Origin of the sequence: Flavobacterium sp., from assembly GCF_046073885.1 — a bacterium.
In the GTDB taxonomy this organism is placed as follows: Bacteria; Bacteroidota; Bacteroidia; order Flavobacteriales; family Flavobacteriaceae; genus Flavobacterium.
In genome coordinates this window covers 33,839-54,852 of record NZ_JBJTND010000021.1, presented here as the reverse complement: position 1 = coordinate 54,852, position 21,014 = coordinate 33,839, and the positions used below count along the sequence as shown (strand labels likewise).

Annotated in this window: 20 protein-coding genes; 11 read left to right on the top strand and 9 right to left on the bottom strand. The window is 33.5% G+C overall.

Going from position 1 to position 21,014, the window contains the following annotated elements:
* Positions 1 to 23: 23 nt before the first annotated feature.
* The 4 genes from ACKOWY_RS03360 to kdsB are packed head-to-tail and all read right to left on the bottom strand — an operon-like array spanning position 24 to position 3,858.
* Positions 24 to 1,841 (bottom strand): chloride channel protein, encoded by a 1,818-nt coding sequence (locus ACKOWY_RS03360; protein WP_408940033.1) that lies wholly within the window; start codon positions 1,839 to 1,841, stop codon positions 24 to 26.
* Positions 1,842 to 1,871: 30 nt separating this feature from the next.
* A complete protein-coding gene (locus tag ACKOWY_RS03355; protein ID WP_408940032.1) occupies positions 1,872 to 2,540 on the bottom strand; it encodes a DNA alkylation repair protein in 669 nt (222 codons plus the stop codon).
* A complete protein-coding gene (locus ACKOWY_RS03350; protein ID WP_408940031.1) occupies positions 2,527 to 3,123 on the bottom strand; it encodes an ACP phosphodiesterase in 597 nt (198 codons plus the stop codon). The genes ACKOWY_RS03355 and ACKOWY_RS03350 overlap by 14 nt, the downstream gene beginning before the upstream one ends.
* 9 nt (positions 3,124 to 3,132) lie before the next feature.
* Positions 3,133 to 3,858, bottom strand: coding sequence for a 3-deoxy-manno-octulosonate cytidylyltransferase (kdsB, locus tag ACKOWY_RS03345; RefSeq protein WP_408940030.1), 726 nt, complete (start codon positions 3,856 to 3,858; stop codon positions 3,133 to 3,135).
* 115 nt (positions 3,859 to 3,973) lie between these two features.
* On the opposite strand from kdsB, the gene ACKOWY_RS03340 reads away from it, so the two are divergent.
* Entirely contained in the window at positions 3,974 to 4,597 is a 624-nt protein-coding gene (locus ACKOWY_RS03340; RefSeq protein WP_408940029.1) for a hypothetical protein, read from the top strand.
* On the opposite strand, the gene ACKOWY_RS03335 is transcribed toward ACKOWY_RS03340, so the two are convergent.
* Positions 4,594 to 6,516, bottom strand: coding sequence for an amino acid permease (locus ACKOWY_RS03335; protein WP_408940028.1), 1,923 nt, complete (start codon positions 6,514 to 6,516; stop codon positions 4,594 to 4,596). The two genes, ACKOWY_RS03340 and ACKOWY_RS03335, sit on opposite strands and share 4 nt — an antisense overlap.
* A gap of 195 nt (positions 6,517 to 6,711) precedes the next feature.
* Between ACKOWY_RS03335 and ACKOWY_RS03330 the strand changes: the two genes are divergently transcribed.
* The 3 genes from ACKOWY_RS03330 (at position 6,712) to ACKOWY_RS03320 (ending at position 8,037) form a co-directional block, all read left to right on the top strand.
* Positions 6,712 to 7,347 (top strand): peroxiredoxin, encoded by a 636-nt coding sequence (locus ACKOWY_RS03330; RefSeq protein ID WP_408940027.1) that lies wholly within the window; start codon positions 6,712 to 6,714, stop codon positions 7,345 to 7,347.
* Between the two features lie 68 nt (positions 7,348 to 7,415).
* Complete coding sequence (locus ACKOWY_RS03325) at positions 7,416 to 7,724, top strand: thioredoxin family protein (RefSeq protein ID WP_408940026.1); 309 nt, start codon at positions 7,416 to 7,418, stop codon at positions 7,722 to 7,724.
* A gap of 55 nt (positions 7,725 to 7,779) precedes the next feature.
* Positions 7,780 to 8,037, top strand: coding sequence for a DUF6952 family protein (locus ACKOWY_RS03320; RefSeq protein WP_408940025.1), 258 nt, complete (start codon positions 7,780 to 7,782; stop codon positions 8,035 to 8,037).
* 167 nt (positions 8,038 to 8,204) lie between these two features.
* On the opposite strand, the gene ACKOWY_RS03315 is transcribed toward ACKOWY_RS03320, so the two are convergent.
* The 3 genes from ACKOWY_RS03315 to ACKOWY_RS03305 are packed head-to-tail and all read right to left on the bottom strand — an operon-like array spanning position 8,205 to position 9,776.
* Complete coding sequence (locus tag ACKOWY_RS03315) at positions 8,205 to 8,813, bottom strand: protein-tyrosine-phosphatase (protein ID WP_408940024.1); 609 nt, start codon at positions 8,811 to 8,813, stop codon at positions 8,205 to 8,207.
* 2 nt (positions 8,814 to 8,815) lie between these two features.
* Complete coding sequence (locus tag ACKOWY_RS03310) at positions 8,816 to 9,430, bottom strand: class I SAM-dependent methyltransferase (RefSeq protein ID WP_408940023.1); 615 nt, start codon at positions 9,428 to 9,430, stop codon at positions 8,816 to 8,818.
* Between the two features lies 1 nt (position 9,431).
* Positions 9,432 to 9,776, bottom strand: a complete 345-nt coding sequence (locus tag ACKOWY_RS03305) for an ArsR/SmtB family transcription factor (protein WP_408940022.1) — start codon at positions 9,774 to 9,776, stop codon at positions 9,432 to 9,434.
* 151 nt (positions 9,777 to 9,927) lie between these two features.
* On the opposite strand from ACKOWY_RS03305, the gene tpx reads away from it, so the two are divergent.
* The 7 genes from tpx to ACKOWY_RS03270 all read left to right on the top strand — a co-directional run bounded on the left by tpx (position 9,928) and on the right by ACKOWY_RS03270 (position 19,602).
* On the top strand, positions 9,928 to 10,431 hold the full coding sequence (tpx, locus tag ACKOWY_RS03300) for a thiol peroxidase (protein WP_408940021.1): 504 nt from the start codon (positions 9,928 to 9,930) through the stop codon (positions 10,429 to 10,431).
* Between the two features lie 3 nt (positions 10,432 to 10,434).
* Positions 10,435 to 10,806 (top strand): diacylglycerol kinase, encoded by a 372-nt coding sequence (locus tag ACKOWY_RS03295; RefSeq protein ID WP_408940020.1) that lies wholly within the window; start codon positions 10,435 to 10,437, stop codon positions 10,804 to 10,806.
* A 47-nt stretch (positions 10,807 to 10,853) separates the two neighbouring features.
* Positions 10,854 to 13,316: a DNA translocase FtsK gene (locus ACKOWY_RS03290; RefSeq protein ID WP_408940019.1), complete on the top strand. Its 2,463-nt coding sequence runs from the start codon at positions 10,854 to 10,856 to the stop codon at positions 13,314 to 13,316.
* Positions 13,316 to 13,960 carry a LolA family protein gene (locus tag ACKOWY_RS03285; RefSeq protein WP_408940018.1) on the top strand — a complete coding sequence of 215 codons (645 nt, stop codon included), beginning with the start codon at positions 13,316 to 13,318 and terminating at the stop codon, positions 13,958 to 13,960. The genes ACKOWY_RS03290 and ACKOWY_RS03285 overlap by 1 nt, the downstream gene beginning before the upstream one ends.
* A gap of 5 nt (positions 13,961 to 13,965) precedes the next feature.
* Positions 13,966 to 15,786 carry an LptF/LptG family permease gene (locus tag ACKOWY_RS03280; RefSeq protein WP_408940017.1) on the top strand — a complete coding sequence of 607 codons (1,821 nt, stop codon included), beginning with the start codon at positions 13,966 to 13,968 and terminating at the stop codon, positions 15,784 to 15,786.
* Between the two features lie 12 nt (positions 15,787 to 15,798).
* Positions 15,799 to 16,929 carry a 3,4-dihydroxy-2-butanone-4-phosphate synthase gene (ribB, locus tag ACKOWY_RS03275; protein ID WP_408940016.1) on the top strand — a complete coding sequence of 377 codons (1,131 nt, stop codon included), beginning with the start codon at positions 15,799 to 15,801 and terminating at the stop codon, positions 16,927 to 16,929.
* A gap of 267 nt (positions 16,930 to 17,196) precedes the next feature.
* Positions 17,197 to 19,602, top strand: coding sequence for a thiamine pyrophosphate-dependent enzyme (locus ACKOWY_RS03270; protein ID WP_408940015.1), 2,406 nt, complete (start codon positions 17,197 to 17,199; stop codon positions 19,600 to 19,602).
* A 56-nt stretch (positions 19,603 to 19,658) separates the two neighbouring features.
* Here ACKOWY_RS03270 and glyA read toward each other — a convergent pair whose 3' ends face one another.
* Positions 19,659 to 20,933 (bottom strand): serine hydroxymethyltransferase, encoded by a 1,275-nt coding sequence (gene glyA / locus ACKOWY_RS03265; protein ID WP_408940014.1) that lies wholly within the window; start codon positions 20,931 to 20,933, stop codon positions 19,659 to 19,661.
* Between the last annotated feature and the right edge of the window lie 81 nt (positions 20,934 to 21,014).

The following is a 21,014-nucleotide window of genomic DNA, read 5'->3' as shown; positions in this document are numbered from 1 at the left end:
GAATTATGAATTTGTTTTTTTAATTATTCAATAATCAACTCCTTTAGTTTTTCGCGGTAGGCTTCAAGCAGATCACTTTTTGAAATTAATCCGTAATATTTTCCATTATTGGTTACGGGTAACATCGTTTGATTGGTGTTTTCAAATTTTTCCATGATAGCTTCCATTCCATCATCGTGCTGAATGATTTCTTTTGGTTGCGTAAGCACTTCTTGTACTGTTGTGAATTTTACTCGAAACGGATGAAATACAACTGATTTTATTTCATCAAAATCAATGATTCCTACTAATTTATTTTGCTCATCCAAAACCGGTATAATCGGCTGTGATGTGGAAACCAGATTCAAAATTGTTTCCAACGTTTTTTCAGAAGTAGTGGTCGCAGCATGAACATTTACTAATTTTAAAAAGTCGATGCTTTGCAAAATGTTTTTATCCTTATCACTAGTAAATACTTCTCCCCTATCTGCAAGCGCTTTTACATCCATTGAATGTTTGTCAAATTGTTTTGAAATGGCATAACTAATAGACGATACAATCATCAAAGGAACCATTAAATCATAGCCTCCCGTGATTTCTCCAATTAAGAAAATCGCGGTTAGCGGTGCATGAAACAATCCGCTTAATATTCCAGCCATACCAACAATAGTGAAATTGGCAATCGGTAAAGTATTGGATAATCCTAATAAATGAATGGATTTGGCTACAAAAAAACCTAAGTAAGAACCTACAAATAACGAAGGTGCAAAATTACCTCCGTTACCTCCTGACCCCAAAGTCAATCCCGTAGCAAATGATTTTAATAAAACAATCATCCCTACAAAAGCCAACAATACCCAAGGATTTTTTTCATAATCTTGTAAAAGTGAGTTGTTCAAGAGCACTTCGGGATGGGAATCGGAAAGTATTTTAATACTCTCGTACCCTTCTCCAAATAAAGTAGGAAAGAAAAAAATTAAAATGGCCAAGATACTCGCGCCAAAAAGCGCTTTCTTATAGGTGTTATTTTTGAATCGACTGAAAAAATGCTCTACTTTTCTAAAATTTCTAGCGTGGTAAATTGACACAAATCCAGCAAGGATTCCCAACAAAATATAATAGGGTGTATTGTGAAAATTAAAAGTAAGATCTTGCTTAAACGAAAGCAAAACATCCCGACTCAACAAAACCTCAGAAACCAATGCACCTGTTGCAGCAGAAATTATTATCGGAATAAAAGCAGAAATACCGGCATCCGTAAGTACCACTTCAATCGCAAATAATACTCCGGCTATGGGTGCATTAAAAGCAGCACCTATTCCAGCGGCAACTCCGCAAGCCAATAGTAAAATTCGGTCTTTTTGAGAAAGCTTATATTTTTGAGCAAAATTCGATCCGAAAGCTGCCCCAGTAATGGTAATTGGACTTTCCAATCCCGCAGAACCACCCATTCCAACTGTTAGGGAACTTGTGATGATTTGAGCATACATTTGTTTTTTTGGAAGAATTCCGCCTTTTTTGGCAACGGCATATAATATTCGGGAGCTTCCTTTTTCAATTGAACCATCCAAGAATTTTTTTACCACAAAAACGGTTAATACGATTCCGAATATTGGAAACAAACTATTAGCATACGGCAACTTTAAATAGCTGTTGGCTTTGTTGGCATAAGTAAACACATTGTGTGCAAAACTTTTCAAGATAATTACTGCCAAGGCACACGATACAGCAACGGCAACACTAGCTAAATAAATAAAATTCCTTTCCGAAAGTAGGGCTTTCGCCAAAAAAAATACAGCCTCCATTCGTCTGAAAATTCTTCGGACAAACAATTTTAAGGAAACCGTTTTTCTATTGGGCATAGTATTTTTAATTAGTAAAACAAATATAGTCTATTTTATATTTCGTATCGCTTCTCTTACGCTAAGAGGTTTTAAATTTGTAGAATTCACAAAGTCCAAAACGCCCTTAGGATTAAACCTACTGTAATCGCGTAAGGCCCATCCAATAGCTTTCTGAATGAAAAATTCTTTAGAATCTTTGTGTTTCTCACATTCTGATTTCAATAAATCAAAATCTGTTTTTTCTTTATAACTCAATTGAAAAATAATTGCAGATCGATTGAGCCACCTATTTTCAGAATTGGAAAAACGCTCAATAATTGCATATAATTCACCCGGAAATTGCAACAAATAACCACCTAACAAATATTTAGCAATCGTATCTACAGAATCCCACCAGGAATGCGTTACCAATAATTTTTCAATTAAAACTTGATCTTCCAATTGATAGTTTTTCTTGATTTCTTTTTGAATCAAATCAATGGCACAAATGTGAAATTCGCGCTCTTTTTTATTGAATAATTCCCAACAAATTTCTCGATAATGAGTTTTTACTTCCGCTTTATTATTGTTATAAACCTGCAACATGAGAGCTCTTCTTGCGTCGGTTTTTATACCCAAATAAAGAAAATTATTTTTCATGTAATTTTCCATTGGAATGGCCATTTCGCGATTGGCATTTTCTCGAAATACTTTTTCTAGTTCGTTACAAAAACCCATCTAATTCTATTAATTTGATTTGACATTGTTCTATGAGTTCTTTCATAAATTGGGTGAATTCTAATTCCAATTCGGGATAATATTCTTGTACTTCTACAATTGCTTCCTGCATGTGGACTCTATTTTTTGTGCGGTGGTCCATTTGAAATAAGATGGTTTCCAAGCCCTCTAAACTAACATATTGAACCAACCAATTTTGCTGAATCATATACGGCATTAAATTTTGTGTTTTGATAGTTAGCAGCTCATAATTTTCTTTCAATGAATCATAAAATTGAGCTGCATAAACATCCAATTCGATCTCGTTATAATACTTCCAATTTTTGGCTAAAAAATGATCATAAACAATGTCCATTATCACTCCTGCATAATGTCCGTATTTTTCGTACAAGCGTCTTCTACTCTGCCGGTAAATAGGGTGTGCATCTGTGTAAGTATCAATGAATCGATGCAATAAAATGCCCTTTTGAATCTCATTTGAATAATCTAAATAGCGCTTACCGCGAACCGTATCGGCCATGAAATTTCCAATTTTGAGCAATTCGTTATCTCCAGAAAGATAAATGTGAGCAAGGAAATTCATTAAAATGAACTAAAGTAGTAATCGGGCTTTTTCTAAATCTTCGGGGGTGTCTATTCCAATTCCAACATGGTTGGTTTCGACCATTTTAATTCGTTTTCCAAATTCCAAATAGCGCAATTGTTCCAATTTTTCTGATGCTTCCAATGATTTCATTGGCAATGTTGAAAAATCCAATAAGGCTTGTTTGCGGAAAGCGTAAATTCCGATGTGCTGAAAATAGCGGACACCTACATTTTTCTCCCTTGGATACGGTATTACCGATCTTGAAAAATACAAGGCAAAGTTATTTTGATCAACCACAACTTTCACATTATTTGGATTCTGAATTTCATTTTCATCTTTGATTTCTCTCATTATGGAGGCCAAATCAATTGATTTGGTTGTATCGTTTTGAAATACTGAAACTACTTTTTGCAACGAATCTTTATCAATAAACGGCTCATCACCTTGCACATTTACAACTACATCAACATCCATTGTTGTAATTGCTTCGGCAATACGATCACTCCCCGACTCATGCTCTTTTATAGACATAATAGCCTTTCCTCCATTGGAAATAATCTCGTTATAAATCAAATCCGAATCGGTAACTACAAAAACATCATCAAATAAATTGGTACCAATAGCTGCTTGATAGGTTCTAAGAATGATAGTTTTTCCTCCTAAATCTTGCATCAATTTAGCAGGAAATCGAGTGGATGCATAACGAGCCGGAATTACAGCAATAATTTTCATTTGCAATAGTGTTTAGGCAAATATACCAAATATTACAAAATGAATTATACATTTATTAAGTAACAAACTATTATGATGTTAATGCAATTTTATAATTTAGCAAAAAATAACTCTGATGAAAGGCTTTCTAAAATTACTATTATTATCAACTTTTATTAGTTCTGCACAAGCAATAAAAAAAGACAGTATCAATATTGAAAAAGATAGTGTAGCTGAAGTAAGTAGCTCTTGGTATGGGAGAACTATGTTTACAGCATTAACAACAGGTAGTGACACCAATGGCGAAACAATCTCGCAAAGAATTACAAGAAACATTGAGTTTGGAAGATCCATTGGATCGGTAGATTTAGGACTTGCTGTTGGAGAATTTAAACGCATGGCTGCCGATAGCAGTGGCGTAAAATACACGGAACTTAGAGTATCAATGGATGCTTGTCAATTTGGAATATTTAGTAACGAGATATCCGTAGGTGCCGGTTATTTATTCAATTCAAAAACACCAATAATGATGGAAATTTCTTCTACACTATATGCCCAAATTAGTGATAAATTTGGATTGGGGTTTGTCTTTGGAAATATTGACTTTGTTGGTGATTATAATGATTCTAATAAGAGTTTCTTCGGACTTTATCTTCGATATGGATTAATGCGAAATGAAGGCGGTATTTTAACAAACAAACTTCATTTAGCCAATCAAGCCCGAAGACATAATAACAGAAAAAGAAATAAATTATTCTAATTTACAGTGTTTAGTTTGCTGTTCTTGTGGCTAAAGCCAAAATAAATTATCAATCCAATTAGTAGCCAACAAGTAAAATAAATCCAGTTCCAAATACTTAGCTGCGACATCATATACAAGCAGCAAATCAATCCCAATAAGGGAATTAAAGAAAGGTTTTGTTTCCATGACCAAACCATTAATCCAAGAAGTGAAAACAAGAAAATCCACATTGGAATTTTATGTTTAAACAAACTAAAACCGCTTTCATATTTTTGATTTTCAGCAACAGGTAACGAATCCATAATAGCTTTATATTGGGATTCTTTTTCATAATACTTACTCATCAATTCCTCTAAATCGGTTGATTGATCTTGAGCAATATTTTTCTCTAATAAGAAGTTGTATACTTTCTTAGTTCCATCCTCACCAATAGACGTTATGAATTCAGTTGGTGCTTTTATTTGCTTTTCATTGAAAACAAAATCCATGGTTTCTTGTTTAAATTTTGTAAAAGCGAAAACCATTCCAACCATTATCAATAAAGGAAAAATATATTTTGAATTCACATATGGAGTTTTAAATTTCCCTCTTGAAATATTTGGTTTGTTTTGCAAAACCAAAACACCCGCACAAACCAATACAAAAGCGAATAAAGTTCCAATGCTACATAAATCGGTTACCATAGTAAGATTCAAAAATAATGCTGGTACGGCTACTACAAATCCGGTTACAATAGTGGCATAAGAAGGAGTTTGAAATTTAGGATGTACTCTTGAGAAACGTTTAGGTAACAATCCGTCGCGACTCATACTCATCCAAATTCTTGGTTGTCCCATTTGAAAAACCAATAATACCGAAGCCATTGCTATAACAGCGCTTACCCCTATTATGCCCGACATCCATTGTAGGTGCAATTTATCAAATACAAAAGCCAATGGATCGCCAACATTTAATGTTGAATAACTCACCATTCCAGTTAAAACTAAAGCGATTATGATATATAATACAGTACAAATTATTATTGCCCACATCATCCCTCTAGGTAAATCGCGCTGTGGATCTTTACACTCCTCGGCAGTGGTAGATATTGCATCAAAACCAATATAGGCAAAGAAAACCGCTGATACTCCTTTTAAAATTCCACCTACTCCTTTGGGTGCAAATGGGTGCCAGTTATTAGTATCGATGTGAAAAATACCAACCGCAATAACCAATAATATAATGCAAAGTTTCACCACAACCATTAAGTTACTCGCATTACGCGACTCTTTCATACCTCGATAAACCAATGCAGTAATTATTATAATGATTAACAAAGCAGGTAAATCGGCAATAAAATGAAGCGAACCAATTGTAGGAGAAGTGGTAAAGGCTGTGTAAGCCATTTGCAAACTCTCGGATAAATTTTCAAATGATTTACCGCCATTCATCAAGGCAGTAGCTTCTTTAAATCCGTTTGATGCAGTTAGGTAATCCATTTGAATCCATTGGGGCAAATGCACTCCAATACTATCGAGTAAACCGGTAAAATAGTCACTCCAGGATATCGCAACGGTAATATTCCCAATGGCATATTCCATGATTAAGGCCCAACCTATAATCCAAGCAATAATTTCACCAAAAGCTACATAAGAATAGGTATAAGCACTTCCCGAAACAGGAACCATAGAAGCAAATTCAGCATAGGCAAAAGCCGCAAAACTACAGGCAATGGCTGTAAACAAGAATAAGAAAATTACTGCAGGACCGCCGTCAAAACTTGCTTTTCCAATGGTACTGAAAATTCCGGCACCAATAATAGCCGCAATCCCAAAGGCAGTTAAATCTATAGCTTTTAAATGTTTGCCTAACGATTGATGACCTTCCGATTCATTTTTGGCAACTTGGTTTAGTATATCTTGAATGGATTTTTTTCGAAATAAATTGGAAAAATTCATGAAATCTATTTAGTTTTTATTAAATTTAGAATAACAAATATAGCATATTATCCACTGCTTTTGAAAAAATAATATTTAAGGTATAACAAAAAACTATTGCTTAATAAAAATATATAATTAATATTGATAAAAGAAAGCTCGGATTCGATGTATTTTTGCATCAGAAAATTAATTTAATAACTAAAAATTTATACCATGTCATTAGTAGGAAAAAAATTCCCAAACATTACCGTTGATGCAATCTCTTTTATGGGAGATAATTTAAGAATTAACGTTTTAGAAGAAGCTACCAAAAACAAGAAAAAAGTACTTTTATTTTGGTATCCAAAAGACTTTACTTTTGTATGTCCAACAGAATTACACGCTTTTCAAGCTGCTTTACAAGATTTTGAAAAAAGAAATACTATGGTAATTGGTGCATCTTGTGATACTAACGAAGTACATTTTGCTTGGTTAAACACACCAAAAAACAATGGAGGAATTGAAGGAGTAACTTATCCTATCCTTGCGGATACAACTCGTAATTTATCTGCTGCTTTAGAAATTTTGGATGCAGAATGGGTTTACGATGAAGAAATGAACGACGAAATCCTAGAAGGTTCAAATGTAACATACAGAGCTACTTATTTAATTGATGAAGATGGTAAAATTTTCCACGAAAGTGTAAATGATATGCCTCTTGGTAGAAATGTTAACGAATTCATCCGTTTGATTGATGCTTACACGCATGTTCAAACTAAAGGAGAAGTTTGTCCAGCAAACTGGGAAGAAGGAAAAGATGCGATGAACGCTGACAGAAATAGTACTGCTTCTTATTTAGCGTCTCACTAAAATAATTTTTTAAGGTTTAAAGTTGGATGTATTTCTAACTTTAAACCTTAAACTTTAAACTCAAAACTATGTTTGCAGAAATAGAACAAGACAATTTAGCAGAATTAGTAGCGTCAAATCCAGTTGTAGTGGTTCAATATGCTGCTTCTTGGTGTGGAAACTGCCGAATCATGAAACCAAAATTCAAAATGTTGGCTTCACAAAACGAGAGCATTCCGTTTTTAATTGTGGATGCAGAACGATTTCCAGAATCTAGAAAATTAGCTAAAGTGGACAACCTTCCAACCTTTGCCACTTTTAAAAATGGTGTTTTGGTAAATCAAACACAAACAAATAAAGCCGAAGTATTAACTGAATTAGTGAACGAAGTAATATAGTTTTTTCTCAGAAACTTCGATCCTCAGAACCTCAAAACCTTAGAACCTTAAAAAAATGAAATTACCTGTAATAAAACACCTTACCCAATTTATAGAAGATAACGATCAAGATTATATCGTTGAAACGATTGAAGTTCTTGAAAATCTTTGCGAAGTTCCGTCATTAAAAGATGAAGAACTGGAAGTGATTGGAGAATTAATTTCAAATATGTACGGTGCTTTAGAGGTAAATAAAATGATTAAGGAAGGTAAGGACAAGAAAGATGCGTTAAACGATTTTATGAAACGGGTTTTAGGCTCAATTGATAAATAAAAAAGGCTCCAAATTGGAGCCTTTTTTTTATACAAACAGCCAAATTATATTGATGATTGAAAACTTAGGATCAAAACCCCAGATCAATTGTAATGCTGTTATTGAAATAGTTATAATAACTATTTTCTTGTGCTTGAGTATAAATTGCTTCATTATTATTGGTTTAATTATTTAATTTGACTAAAAACAAAGTACATTTCTGAGGCTATTTCTAAACTTCTTTCCGCATATTTTAAATCCATTAAATCGGTTCCATCAAAAGCTTTGGGATCATTGTATTTTATTGGAAATCGCGCTTCCGCTCCAAAAACCATTGGGCAACCTTCATCGGCATTATCACAAGTCATAATTGCACCAAAACTTGTTTTAGGATTAAAATCATCTCCATAAGTTTTTGAAAAACAAATTATCGGAGCTTTATTTTCATCATATTTTATAGCATAAACGGGATTTTTTTCATCATTTAATTTCTGAATTTGAAATCCTTGTTTTATTAAGGTTTCGGCAACTTTAGGAAACATTGCTGTTGCCTCTGTCCCACCCGAATAACAGAAAACTTTATCAATTTGAAATTGAAAAGCCATAGTTTGTGCCCATATTTGTGACAAATGACTTCTCCTTGAATTGTGGGTACAAATAAAATTCAAACGAATTTCTTGATTCGTAGTTACTTTGTTTTGAATGTAATCAATTAATGGTTGTAAAAACTCTTTTCGTTCATCGGAAACAGATATTTTAGAGGTAATTTCTAGGGTTTTAGATAAATTGGAATACATAATTATTTCTTTTTTAACGTACAAAAAATAAAGTTTTGAATGGTATCAAATGGTGTTGCATGGTTTTCATTAAAACAATTCAACATAGCAAAACAAGAACCGAATATTTTAATGAATTTGGCTTCCGAATATTGTGTTATTTCAAGACCACTACATTTTAGAGGTCCGCTTTCAGAGAAAGTTCCTAAAAATAAGAGTCCATTTTCGGCAACCGAATTAGAAACTAAATTTTGATAGGTTGCAATATCTTCATTTGAAGTTAAGAAATGAAAACTAGCTCTGTCATGCCAAACATCAAATCTAATTTCGGATTGAAAATCTAAAATATCAGAAACTATAAAAGTTACATTTTTTGCATTTTCACCCAATCGATTTTTAATTTTATTAATGGCGTTTTCTGAAATATCCAACAAAAACAAATTGGTGTAACCCATTTCTAATAAATTATCAATCAAATAACTATCCCCTCCACCTATATCAATTACTTTAGCATCTTTTGGAATTGAATTCTCTACGAAAAAGTCAATCGAAGTTTGCGGTTTTGGTTGGTACCAACTCACTTCATTTTGCTCTTTGGTAGCAAAAACTTTTTCCCAATGTTCTTTTTTATTTATCATTTTAACAGCAATTAGAATGAGAAGAATTCTGTTTGTTTTTCAATTTATGTATAACAGATGCAAGGTAATTTTCTACCATCTCTATAGCATCCGGATTAATACAATAACAAATTGCGGTACCTTCGATTGTTCCTTTAATAATATTTACATTTTTTAATTCTTTCAAATGCTGCGAAATGGTAGGTTGTGCCAATGGCAATTCATTTACAATATCACCACAAATACAAGTATCAACAGATAGTAAATATTCAATAATTGCAACTCGTGCAGGATGTGACATTGCCTTAAATAGGCCCGCCATTTCATTATGTTTTGAAGAAAATGATTCCGATTTTGATACTCCCATTATATTCCAAATTTATATATTGCAATATTACGATAAATATATAAACTCTTATTAATTATTTCTATAAAATACATTTCAAAAATTCCTATTTTCTTATTCTTAAATCCTAATTATTTTTACTACTTTTGAATTCTTAAAAACACAAATAAAAATGGCTTCAATAACACTAGGCGGAAACCCAATAAACACAAGTGGTGAGTTACCAAAAGTTGGTAGTATGGCACCTAATTTTGAATTAGTAAAAACCGATTTATCAGTTGCTTCGTTAGGAGATTTTAAAGGGAGTAGATTGGTATTAAATATTTTTCCAAGTATAGATACCGGAACTTGCGCTACTTCAGTTAGAACATTTAATGCAAAAGCAAGTGCATTGGAAAACACAAAAGTTTTGTGTATTTCAAGAGATTTACCGTTTGCACAAAAACGTTTTTGCGGTGCTGAAGGCCTGGAAAATGTTGAGAATTTATCTGATTTTAAAACAGGTAGTTTTGGTAAAGAATATGGCTTAGAAATTACAGATAGCGTTTTGGCTGGGTTGCACTCTAGAGTGGTAATTGTTTTAGACGAAAACGGGACTGTTAAATACACTGAGCAAGTTAGCGAAATTGCTGATGAGCCAAATTATGATGCAGCATTAACTGCGTTAGAAAAATAAAGCATGGAATTCGAAAGAGATAAAACCTTTTTTACTGGAAGATTTAAAAGTGTTGGTTTTGCGTTTAAAGGCGCAATAAAACTAATCACAACAGAACACAGCATCATGGTTCAAACCTCTGTTGCAGTTTTATTGACCATTGCTGGGTTTTATTACAAAATTTCGCATGAAGAATGGTTGATACAAACTCTAGCTATTGGATTGGTTTTAGGAATTGAAGGAATAAATACAGCAGTTGAAAAAGTAGCCGATTTTATCCATCCAGAATTTCACGAAAGAATAGGGTTTATCAAAGATATTTCTGCAGGAGCTGTTTTTTTTGCGGCTATGGCTGCCCTAGCGATTTTCAGCATCATTTACATCCCTAAAATTTAAGCATTTACGTATAAATTTTTATATTTACAGCATCTATTTAATATATAATGGCAAAAACAGTTAAGAAAGATTCTTCCAATAGCGATTTACCAAGCGAAAAACTTCCTTGGAAAATTCAACGACAATACAAAGTCATTTTTGGTTTCCTTTTAGTGCTAATTTCTATTGGACTAACGGTTGCTTTCATTTCTTGGTTTAAATACGGACCACAAGATCAAAGTAATTTAAATCAATTTCCGAATCTAAAATCAGAATCAGGAAATTGGGCAGGTGAAATTGGAAGCTATGTTTCTGAATTTTTTATTCGAAACGGATTTGGTGTCGCATCTTTTTTATTCATTAAGATATTTTTCCTAATTGGGCTTTATTTGATTTTAGATTTGCCTCTAAAAAAATTGCGAAATTCATGGTTTTGGGACCTATACATTATTGTTCTTACTTCAATTACATTAGGATTTTTTGCAGATGCTATTCCGGATCTTGGCGGAACAATTGGATTTGAAATAAATGATTTTTTTAGAGTACTTATTGGCAAAATAGGCACAGTACTTCTTATTGTTTTCGGAATATTAATTTACTTATTTTTCAAAATAAAAGTTTCTCCGGATGGAATTAAAACATTTTTTGAAAACCGCAAACAGCAAATGAGTGAAGATATGGCAGAAATACAATCAATTCAAGATGATGCCACTGCCTACAATTTAGAAGAATATGCTGTTGATGATCAGCCCGAAATGGAAGAGGAAAAACAAGAAGAGGAGCCTTTCATCATGCCGAGTTCTCAATTTGAAGTAAATAAAGAAGCTTTAAAACCAACAATTTCTAGTTATTCTGATATTGAATTAGAACCTAGTTTGAAAACCGAACCAACCGAACTTGACATCGAAGCTCCTGAGGTTTTTCCTTCACACGATGAAGTATTTGTGATTGAAAAAGCACTGGAGGAAGATGTAATGGAAGAAAATTTGGCTTCAAAATTGGTAGCCGACTTTGGTTTATTCGACCCAACTTTAGAATTATCTAATTACAAATTCCCAACAATTGATTTACTAAAAGAATATGCGTCTGTAGGAATTACAATCAATCAAGCGGAACTAGAAGAAAATAAAAACAACATTCTCGAAACGCTTCGAAATTATAAGATTGAAATCGCCCAAATTAAAGCAACCGTTGGGCCGTCGGTTACATTATATGAAATTGTTCCCGAAGCCGGAATTAGAATTTCAAAAATAAAAAGTCTTGAAGACGATATTGCACTTTCATTAGCGGCATTAGGAATTCGTATCATAGCGCCAATTCCAGGTAAAGGAACAATTGGAATTGAGGTTCCAAACAAGAATCCTACTATGGTTCCGATGAAAACCGTGATATCTTCTGCTAAATTTCAAGAGGCCGAAATGGAATTACCGATTGCTTTGGGTAAAACCATTTCCAACGAAACCTTTGTAGTGGATTTGGCAAAAATGCCTCATTTATTAATGGCTGGTGCAACTGGACAAGGAAAATCGGTAGGTTTAAATGCCGTATTGACTTCATTGTTGTACAAAAAACATCCTGCAGAAGTTAAGTTTGTTTTAGTCGATCCTAAAAAAGTGGAACTTACTTTATTCAATAAAATTGAGCGCCATTATTTAGCCAAATTACCCGATTCAGACGATGCTATTATCACCGACAACAGTAAGGTAATCAATACTTTAAACTCCCTTTGTATTGAAATGGACAACCGTTATTCTTTATTAAAAGATGCCATGGTTCGTAACATTAAAGAATACAATGAGAAATTTAAAGAACGAAAATTAAACCCAGAAAACGGACACCGCTTTTTACCCTACATTGTATTGGTAGTTGATGAGTTTGCCGATTTAATTATGACGGCCGGTAAAGAAGTTGAAACTCCAATTGCACGATTGGCGCAACTTGCTCGTGCCATTGGTATTCATTTGATTATTGCAACTCAAAGACCTTCGGTTAATGTAATTACCGGAATGATTAAAGCCAATTTCCCTGCTCGAATTGCTTTTAGAGTAACATCAAAAATTGATTCAAGAACTATTCTGGACACCGGCGGAGCAGATCAATTAATTGGTCGTGGAGATTTATTATTTTCAAACGGAAACGACTTAGTGCGTGTTCAATGTGCCTTTGTAGACACACCAGAAGTTGAAAAAATTGTAGATTTTATTGGAGCTCAAAAAGCCTACGCTACTGCCTACCAACTTCCAGAATATGTTGGAGAAGAAGGAAGTGTTAAACTGGATATTGATATTTCAGAGCGCGATCCAATGTTTAGAGAAGCTGCAGAAATAATTGTAACGGCCCAACAAGGTTCGGCATCATTATTGCAAAGAAAGCTAAAACTAGGCTATAATAGAGCTGGTAGATTAATAGACCAATTGGAAGCTGCAGGAATTGTAGGACCTTTTGAAGGAAGTAAAGCACGTAATGTAACTATTTCGGATTTAGTTGCATTAGAGCAATTTTTAAATGACGAACAAAACAATGAATACTAATGAATAAATTTATTTCCCTAGCCTTTGTAATTATTGGGCTAAGCTTAAACTTGAATGCACAAGATAAAAAAGCAAAAACACTACTATCTGAAGTTACTTCTAAAATAAAAAAATTTGACAATATTTCTATTGAATTCAAGTACACATTAAATAACTCTAAAGAAAATGTAAATCAAGACAGCAAAGGAAGTGTAGTGCTTCAGGGCAATAAATATGTGTTGAATTTTATGGGAGTGACTAAAATATTTGATGGTAAAAAAACCTACACGATTGTTCCAGAAGATGAAGAAATTACAGTTTCAAATATGAACGATAGCGATGAAAAAGCAATCACACCAAATAAAATGCTTACCTTTTTTAATAATGGCTACAAGTTTTCATGGGATATTTTGCAAAATAGTAAAGGGAGAAAAATTCAGTATATAAAACTTACCCCAAGCAACAATAAAGACCAACGGAAAGAAATTTTATTGGGAATTGACATTCAAACAAAAACAATAAACAACCTTATTGAAATCGGAAAAAACGGAACCAAAACCACGCTGACTGTTAATTCTTTCAAAACCAATCAACCTTTATCCAAAAATCAATTTACCTTTGTAGCTAGTAAATATCCAAACTACTACATTAATAAATTAGATTAAACTTTGTGAAAATAATAGATAAGTATTTATTAAAATCCTTCCTGATTACATTTGCTACGGTATTTGTAATATTGTTTTTTATATTTATACTTCAAGTTGTTTGGCTTTTTATTTCTGAACTTGCCGGAAAAGGACTTGACTTCATAATGATCATGAAGTTTCTACTCTTTGCAATGCCAAGACTAATCCCGTTAGTGCTACCTTTGTCTGTGTTATTGGCTTCCATTATGACTTACGGAAGTCTTTCTGAAAATTATGAATTTGCCGCTATTAAATCTTCTGGAATTTCATTTCAAAGAATCTTACGAAGCAATGTGATTTTCATTATTATTTTGAGTTGTATTTCATTTGTTTTTGCAAATAATGTAATTCCTTATGCTGAATACAAATTCATTAATTTTCGAAGAAATATTGCCCAAGTAAAACCCGCCATGGCAATTGCCGAAGGACAATTTAGTGAAATTGGAAATTATACCATTAAAGTTCAAAAAAAATCGGGAGATAAAGGAAATTATTTAACCGGAGTTACCATTCATAAAAAACTAGATTTCGGGCAAGGAAACACTACCGTAATCAATGCCGAAAAAGGAGAATTAGTATCCAGCGAAACTTCAAATACCTTAAAATTAATACTAACTAACGGAAATTATTATGAAGATGTAATTCCGAGTAATTATGCCGATCGAATAAAAATTCCGTTTGCAAAAGGAACATTCAAGAAAGATGTAATTAATATTGACTTATCAAAATTAAATCAAACCAACGCCGAAAGTTTCGATATTAAAGACAATACATGGATGTTAAATATTAACGAACTAAGATTTTCTTTAGATTCACTTAATAAAAATTACAAGAAAGATTTGGTTTCCTATACTGATAATATTTATTTAAGAACCAACATAAATAACACCTTTTACAACACTCAAACATCAACCAAAAAAGACAGTGTAAAAAATATTGAGTTCTTTAAAAATATTTCAAAATTAGACAAACAAGAAATTTATAAAATTGCTATCAATAATATTGAAAATACCGGTTTCACAATTAGCAGTTCACAAGTTGAAATGGAAGCCAAATTAAAAAACATAAACAACCACTGGATAGCTTATTTTGACAAATTCAAGATTGCGTTTTCATGCCTATTAATGTTTTTTATTGGAGCACCTCTAGGTTCAATCATCCGTAAAGGTGGATTAGGTTTGCCTATTGTTTTCGCTGTTTCAATTTTTATTGCTTACCATTTCATCAATACTTTTGGAATTAAACTTGCCGAAGAAAATCAAGTTCATCCTTTTCTTGGAGTCTGGCTTTCTACAATGATACTAACTCCACTTGCAATCACCCTCACCTACCGAGCAATCAATGATATTGGTGGAATGGTGAGTATTGATGGAATTTTAGACCCAATTAAAAACACATTAGTCTTCAAACAAATCAATACCTTTATTGCAAAATACAATTCATCCGAGCAACAAATTGAACTTGGTACTCCAATTGAAGTTAGTTACCCTAAAGAATTGATTGAAGATTATACGAAAACATCTAAATTCACCTTGTTGTTTTACGCAGTTTCAATGTTGCTATTTATCGCATTTGCAGCATTAAATATTACATTATTACTGTTGGTAAGTTTAATATCACTATTGCCTTTATTTTATTTTGTATACAAATCGCAAAATATAATAGCCCAAATCGAATTAAAAACAAACCAAATCATTGAACCCGGAATACTAATTTCAATTTTAGTTTCCATTCCTTTTTACATCATTATTCACTGGTATACCAAAAAGGAATTGGACAAATTAGATTCTGAAATTTCCAAATAAAACTCAAGCACAATGTCAAATTCCATACAATTGAATACCATAGAAGAAGCAATAGAAGACATCCGTCAAGGAAAAGTTATTATTGTAGTGGATGATGAAGACCGTGAAAATGAAGGTGATTTTTTGGCTGCAGCCGAAAAGGTAACGCCCGAAATGATTAATTTTATGGCAACCCACGGTAGAGGATTAATTTGTGCGCCGCTTACCGAAAGCAGATGCAAAGAATTGGAATTACGCCCCATGGTTAGCAACAATACCGATCATATGGAAACGGCTTTTACCGTGTCTGTGGATTTAAAAGGTAACGGAGTAACAACTGGAATATCTGCTTCAGATAGAGCCAAAACCATAATATCATTAATTGATAATTCAACAAAACCATTTGATTTAGCCCGACCTGGACATATTTTCCCTTTAGTTGCAAAGCAAGGTGGAGTATTGAGAAGAACTGGGCATACCGAAGCGGCAATCGATTTTGCTCGCCTTGCAGGATTAAAACCAGCAGGAGTGATTGTAGAAATCATGAACGAAGATGGTACCATGGCTCGCTTACCTCAATTGGTGGAAGTAGCCAAAAAATTCAATTTAAAATTAGTTTCAATTGAAGATTTGGTTGCCTACCGAATGCAACACGATAGTTTGATTGTAAAAAAAGAAGATTTTGAAGTGCAAACCCGCTTTGGAAACTATCGATTACGAGCATACGAACAAACAACCAACAAACAAATTCATATTGCGTTAACCAAAGGAACTTGGAATATTGGAGATCCTATTTTAACCAAAATAAATTCAACTCAAGTAAACAATGATTTATTGGGTACTTTAACCAATAACGCTGACCAGCAATTGGATAATATCTTCCAAATTATCAATCAAGAAGAACAAGGAGCGGTAATATTTATCAATCAAGATATGCAATCGGTAAATATGCTTAGCCGAATCACAGAATTAAAAACACTTCAAGAAAAAGGAATTCTGAAAGCTCCAAAAATTGTAATCGACAGTAAAGACTTCGGAATTGGCGCTCAAATTCTTCATGACATTGATATCTCAAAAATTCGATTAATATCCAATACCGAACAAACCAAGCGCGTTGGAATGATTGGATACGGTTTAGAAATTACAGAATATGTAAAATACTAGAAATAAATTAATTATATACCACACCGATTCAACTTTTGAATCGGTTTTTTTTGCTAAAAAACAGAAAAATTACATAGATAATAAACAAAAAAATCAAACTATTATTAAACAATATTCAAAATAATATTATAAAATCTAAATAATACACAAAATAACATTGCAATATTGACTAAAAATTATCAATAATTAAATTATTTTTTCCTACACAAATTACAATTATTATTTCTTTTTACTTATTTTTGTTTTATTAAGAAATCCATTTTAATTATGGCAGAAGCTCAAACCAAAGTCGAAATTACTTTTGAAGATTTTAAAGCAGAAGTTTTAAATGATTATAAAATAGCCGTTACAAGTAGAGAATGTAGCTTACTTGGAAGACGTGAAGTCCTTACCGGAAAAGCCAAGTTTGGTATTTTTGGTGACGGAAAAGAGGTGCCGCAATTGGCATTAGCCAAAGCTTTCAAAAATGGTGATTTTAGATCGGGTTACTACCGTGATCAAACTTTTATGATGGCAATTGGCGCAATGACTATCGAACAGTTTTTTGCTGGATTGTATGGTCATACCGATATTAATTTTGATCCAATGAGTGCGGGCCGTCAAATGGGCGGTCACTTTGCTACCCATTCGCTTGACGAAAAAGGAAATTGGAAAAACCTTACTGCTCAAAAAAATTCAAGTGCCGATATTTCACCTACCGCTGGTCAAATGCCTCGATTATTAGGTTTGGCTCAAGCTTCGAAAATTTATAGAAATGTTTCCGGAATAAATCAAACTAATTTCTCGCAAAACGGTAATGAAATTGCTTGGGGAACCATAGGAAATGCTTCTACTTCTGAAGGTTTGTTTTTTGAAACTATCAATGCTGCAGGAGTACTTCAAGTACCAATGGTGATGAGTGTTTGGGATGATGAATATGGTATTTCGGTTCATGCAAAACACCAAACTACTAAAGAAAATATATCAGAAATTTTAAAAGGTTTCCAAAGAGAACCTAATACAAACGGCTTTGAAATTCTAACTGTTCAAGGTTGGGACTACCCTTCCCTTGTTGCTACTTACGAACAAGCAGCTACCATTGCAAGAGAAGAACACGTTCCTGTATTAATTCATGTTAAAGAATTAACCCAACCGCAAGGTCACTCTACTTCGGGTAGTCACGAACGCTACAAAAACGCAGAGCGATTGGCTTGGGAAGCCGAATACGATTGTGTGGCACAAATGCGCAATTGGTTAATCGAAAATAATTTGGCTTCAGCTGAAGAATTGGAAGCAATTGAAGAACAAGCAAAAAAAGAAGTAAACGAAGGTAAGAAAAACGCATGGATTTCTTTTGTGACTCCAATGAAAGAAGAGCAAAAAGAATTGGTTGAGTTGCTAAATAATATTGCACAATCTTCAGAAAACAAAGTCTTTATTGAAAAAATAAGCTCCGATTTAGCTGCTATAAAAGAACCAATCCGTAAAGAGATAATTACTACTGCACGAAAAGTACTTCGAATGATAGTAAATGATTCTGCTGCAAAATCGAAACTAAGCAATTGGATAACGAATTATACTTCAAAAATTCAACCAAAATTCAGCTCTCATCTATTTTCACAATCAGAAAATAATGTTTTGACTTCAAAAGAAGTAGCGCCAATTTATGATGCCAATTCTGAAGAAGTAGACGCTCGATTGGTACTAAGAGATAATTTTGATGCTATTTTTACCAAATATCCAGAAACTTTAATTTTTGGAGAAGATTCAGGAAACATCGGCGATGTGAATCAGGGATTGGAAGGAATGCAAGAAAAATATGGCGAACTTCGTGTTGCCGATGTAGGTATTCGTGAAGCAACAATTCTGGGACAAGGAATCGGAATGGCAATGCGTGGCTTACGCCCAATTGCTGAAATTCAGTATTTAGACTATTTATTGTACGCAATCCAAATTATGAGTGATGATTTAGCAACATTGCAATATCGAACTCACGGCCGTCAAAAAGCGCCTCTTATTGTTAGAACTCGTGGACACCGTCTTGAAGGTGTATGGCATTCGGGTTCTCCAATGGGAATGATATTAAATGCTGTGCGCGGAATTCATGTTTTGGTTCCAAGAAACATGACTAAAGCTGCAGGTTTTTACAATACTCTATTAGAAAAAGATGAACCGGCTTTAGTTATTGAATGCTTAAATGGCTACCGATTAAAAGAAAAAATGCCGACCAATTTAGGCGAATTTAAAACAGCCATTGGCGTGGTAGAAACAATAAAAGAAGGTACCGATATTACACTTGTATCTTATGGATCTACGCTAAGATTAGTAGAACAAGCTTCTAAAGAATTAGAAAGCGTTGGAATCAATGCCGAAATAATAGATGCACAATCATTATTGCCTTTTGATTTGAATCAGGATGTTGTAAAAAGTATTGCAAAAACAAACCGACTTTTAATAATAGATGAAGACGTTCCTGGTGGAGCTAGTGCTTACCTGTTGCAAGAGATTATTGAAAAGCAAAATGGCTACCAATTTTTAGATAGTGCTCCGCAAACATTAAGTGCACAACCGCACCGACCAGCTTATGGTACCGATGGTGACTATTTCTCAAAACCTTCCGTAGAAGATATTTTTGAAAAAGTTTACGCTATTATGCACGAAGCGCAGCCACATAAATTTTCAAGTTTATACTAATAAAAAAACCTTCGATTGTATCGAAGGTTTTTTTTTATAATTTGGTGTGATTCTTATTAAAATACGAACATCGCTCTTTCGCTCATCATTTCGTTTACTTCTTCAGCAACTTGAGCAATCACTTCTTCATTATTGATGTTCATTAATACTCTATCAATTAAATCAACAACCGTTTCCATATCTTCTTCTACCAAACCTCTAGTAGTGATAGCTGGAGTTCCCACACGAATACCCGAAGTAACAAAAGGAGATTTGTCATCAAATGGAACCATATTTTTATTTACTGTAATTTCAGCTTTTACCAAGGCATTTTCAGCTTCTTTACCAGTAATATTTTTATTTCTTAAATCAATTAACATCATGTGGTTATCTGTACCGCCTGAGATTAATTTGTAACCTCTTTTATTAAATGCGGCTGCCATAGCTTTAGCATTTTTTTGGATTTGCATCGCATATCTAAAGAATTCATCCGTCAAGCATTCGCCAAATGCAACCGCTTTAGCAGCAATAATATGCATTAATGGACCTCCTTGATTTCCTGGAAATACAGCCAAATCCAATAAAGATGACATCATTCTAATTTCACCTTTTGGAGTAGTTAATCCCCATGGATTTTCAAAATCTTTACCCATCAAGATCATTCCACCTCTTGGTCCGCGCAAAGTTTTGTGAGTAGTGGTAGTTACAATATGACAATGCGGAATTGGATCATTCAACAATCCTTTTGCGATTAATCCAGCAGGGTGAGAAATATCTGCTAATAATAAAGCACCTACACTGTCTGCAATTTCACGGAATCGTTTAAAATCCATATCTCTGCAATAAGCCGAAGCTCCTGCAATGATTAATTTAGGTTGCTCTTTGGTTGCAATAGCTTGAATTTTATCATAATCAAATTGACCCGTTTCTGGTTCAACACCATAAAAACTTGGCGTATAAATTCTTCCTGAAAAATTAACAGGTGAACCGTGTGTTAAGTGTCCTCCGTGCGACAAATCGAAACCTAAAATTTTATCACCTGGTTGTAAGCAAGCTGCAAAAACAGCTGTATTAGCTTGCGATCCAGAATGCGGTTGCACGTTCGCATATTCTGCTCCAAATAATGCTTTGGCTCTATCAATAGCAATTTGCTCAACGATATCCACCACTTCACATCCTCCATAATATCTTTTTCCTGGATATCCCTCTGCATACTTATTGGTTAAACAAGATCCTGCAGCTTCCATTACCTGGTCACTAACAAAATTTTCAGAGGCAATAAGCTCTATTCCGTGTATTTGTCTGTCTTGTTCGTCAAGAATTAAGTCAAAGATTTCTTCGTCGCGTTGCATGTTTTTATGTATTAAAAAATTGTTTGTCAAAATTACTAAATATGTTTGTCAAATAAATTCTTAATGATATATTTGATTACA

Excerpts from the sequence above, each read along its gene's own strand:
- ACKOWY_RS03360 (WP_408940033.1), bottom strand. The coding sequence starts at position 1,841 with ATGCCCAATAGAAAAACGGTTTCCTTAAAATTGTTTGTCCGAAGAATT.
- ACKOWY_RS03355 (WP_408940032.1), bottom strand. The coding sequence starts at position 2,540 with ATGGGTTTTTGTAACGAACTAGAAAAAGTATTTCGAGAAAATGCCAAT.
- ACKOWY_RS03350 (WP_408940031.1), bottom strand. The coding sequence starts at position 3,123 with ATGAATTTCCTTGCTCACATTTATCTTTCTGGAGATAACGAATTGCTC.
- kdsB (WP_408940030.1), bottom strand. The coding sequence starts at position 3,858 with ATGAAAATTATTGCTGTAATTCCGGCTCGTTATGCATCCACTCGATTT.
- ACKOWY_RS03340 (WP_408940029.1), top strand. The coding sequence starts at position 3,974 with ATGAAAGGCTTTCTAAAATTACTATTATTATCAACTTTTATTAGTTCT.
- ACKOWY_RS03335 (WP_408940028.1), bottom strand. The coding sequence starts at position 6,516 with ATGAATTTTTCCAATTTATTTCGAAAAAAATCCATTCAAGATATACTA.
- ACKOWY_RS03330 (WP_408940027.1), top strand. The coding sequence starts at position 6,712 with ATGTCATTAGTAGGAAAAAAATTCCCAAACATTACCGTTGATGCAATC.
- ACKOWY_RS03325 (WP_408940026.1), top strand. The coding sequence starts at position 7,416 with ATGTTTGCAGAAATAGAACAAGACAATTTAGCAGAATTAGTAGCGTCA.
- ACKOWY_RS03320 (WP_408940025.1), top strand. The coding sequence starts at position 7,780 with ATGAAATTACCTGTAATAAAACACCTTACCCAATTTATAGAAGATAAC.
- ACKOWY_RS03315 (WP_408940024.1), bottom strand. The coding sequence starts at position 8,813 with ATGTATTCCAATTTATCTAAAACCCTAGAAATTACCTCTAAAATATCT.
- ACKOWY_RS03310 (WP_408940023.1), bottom strand. The coding sequence starts at position 9,430 with ATGATAAATAAAAAAGAACATTGGGAAAAAGTTTTTGCTACCAAAGAG.
- ACKOWY_RS03305 (WP_408940022.1), bottom strand. The coding sequence starts at position 9,776 with ATGGGAGTATCAAAATCGGAATCATTTTCTTCAAAACATAATGAAATG.
- tpx (WP_408940021.1), top strand. The coding sequence starts at position 9,928 with ATGGCTTCAATAACACTAGGCGGAAACCCAATAAACACAAGTGGTGAG.
- ACKOWY_RS03295 (WP_408940020.1), top strand. The coding sequence starts at position 10,435 with ATGGAATTCGAAAGAGATAAAACCTTTTTTACTGGAAGATTTAAAAGT.
- ACKOWY_RS03290 (WP_408940019.1), top strand. The coding sequence starts at position 10,854 with ATGGCAAAAACAGTTAAGAAAGATTCTTCCAATAGCGATTTACCAAGC.
- ACKOWY_RS03285 (WP_408940018.1), top strand. The coding sequence starts at position 13,316 with ATGAATAAATTTATTTCCCTAGCCTTTGTAATTATTGGGCTAAGCTTA.
- ribB (WP_408940016.1), top strand. The coding sequence starts at position 15,799 with ATGTCAAATTCCATACAATTGAATACCATAGAAGAAGCAATAGAAGAC.
- ACKOWY_RS03270 (WP_408940015.1), top strand. The coding sequence starts at position 17,197 with ATGGCAGAAGCTCAAACCAAAGTCGAAATTACTTTTGAAGATTTTAAA.
- glyA (WP_408940014.1), bottom strand. The coding sequence starts at position 20,933 with ATGCAACGCGACGAAGAAATCTTTGACTTAATTCTTGACGAACAAGAC.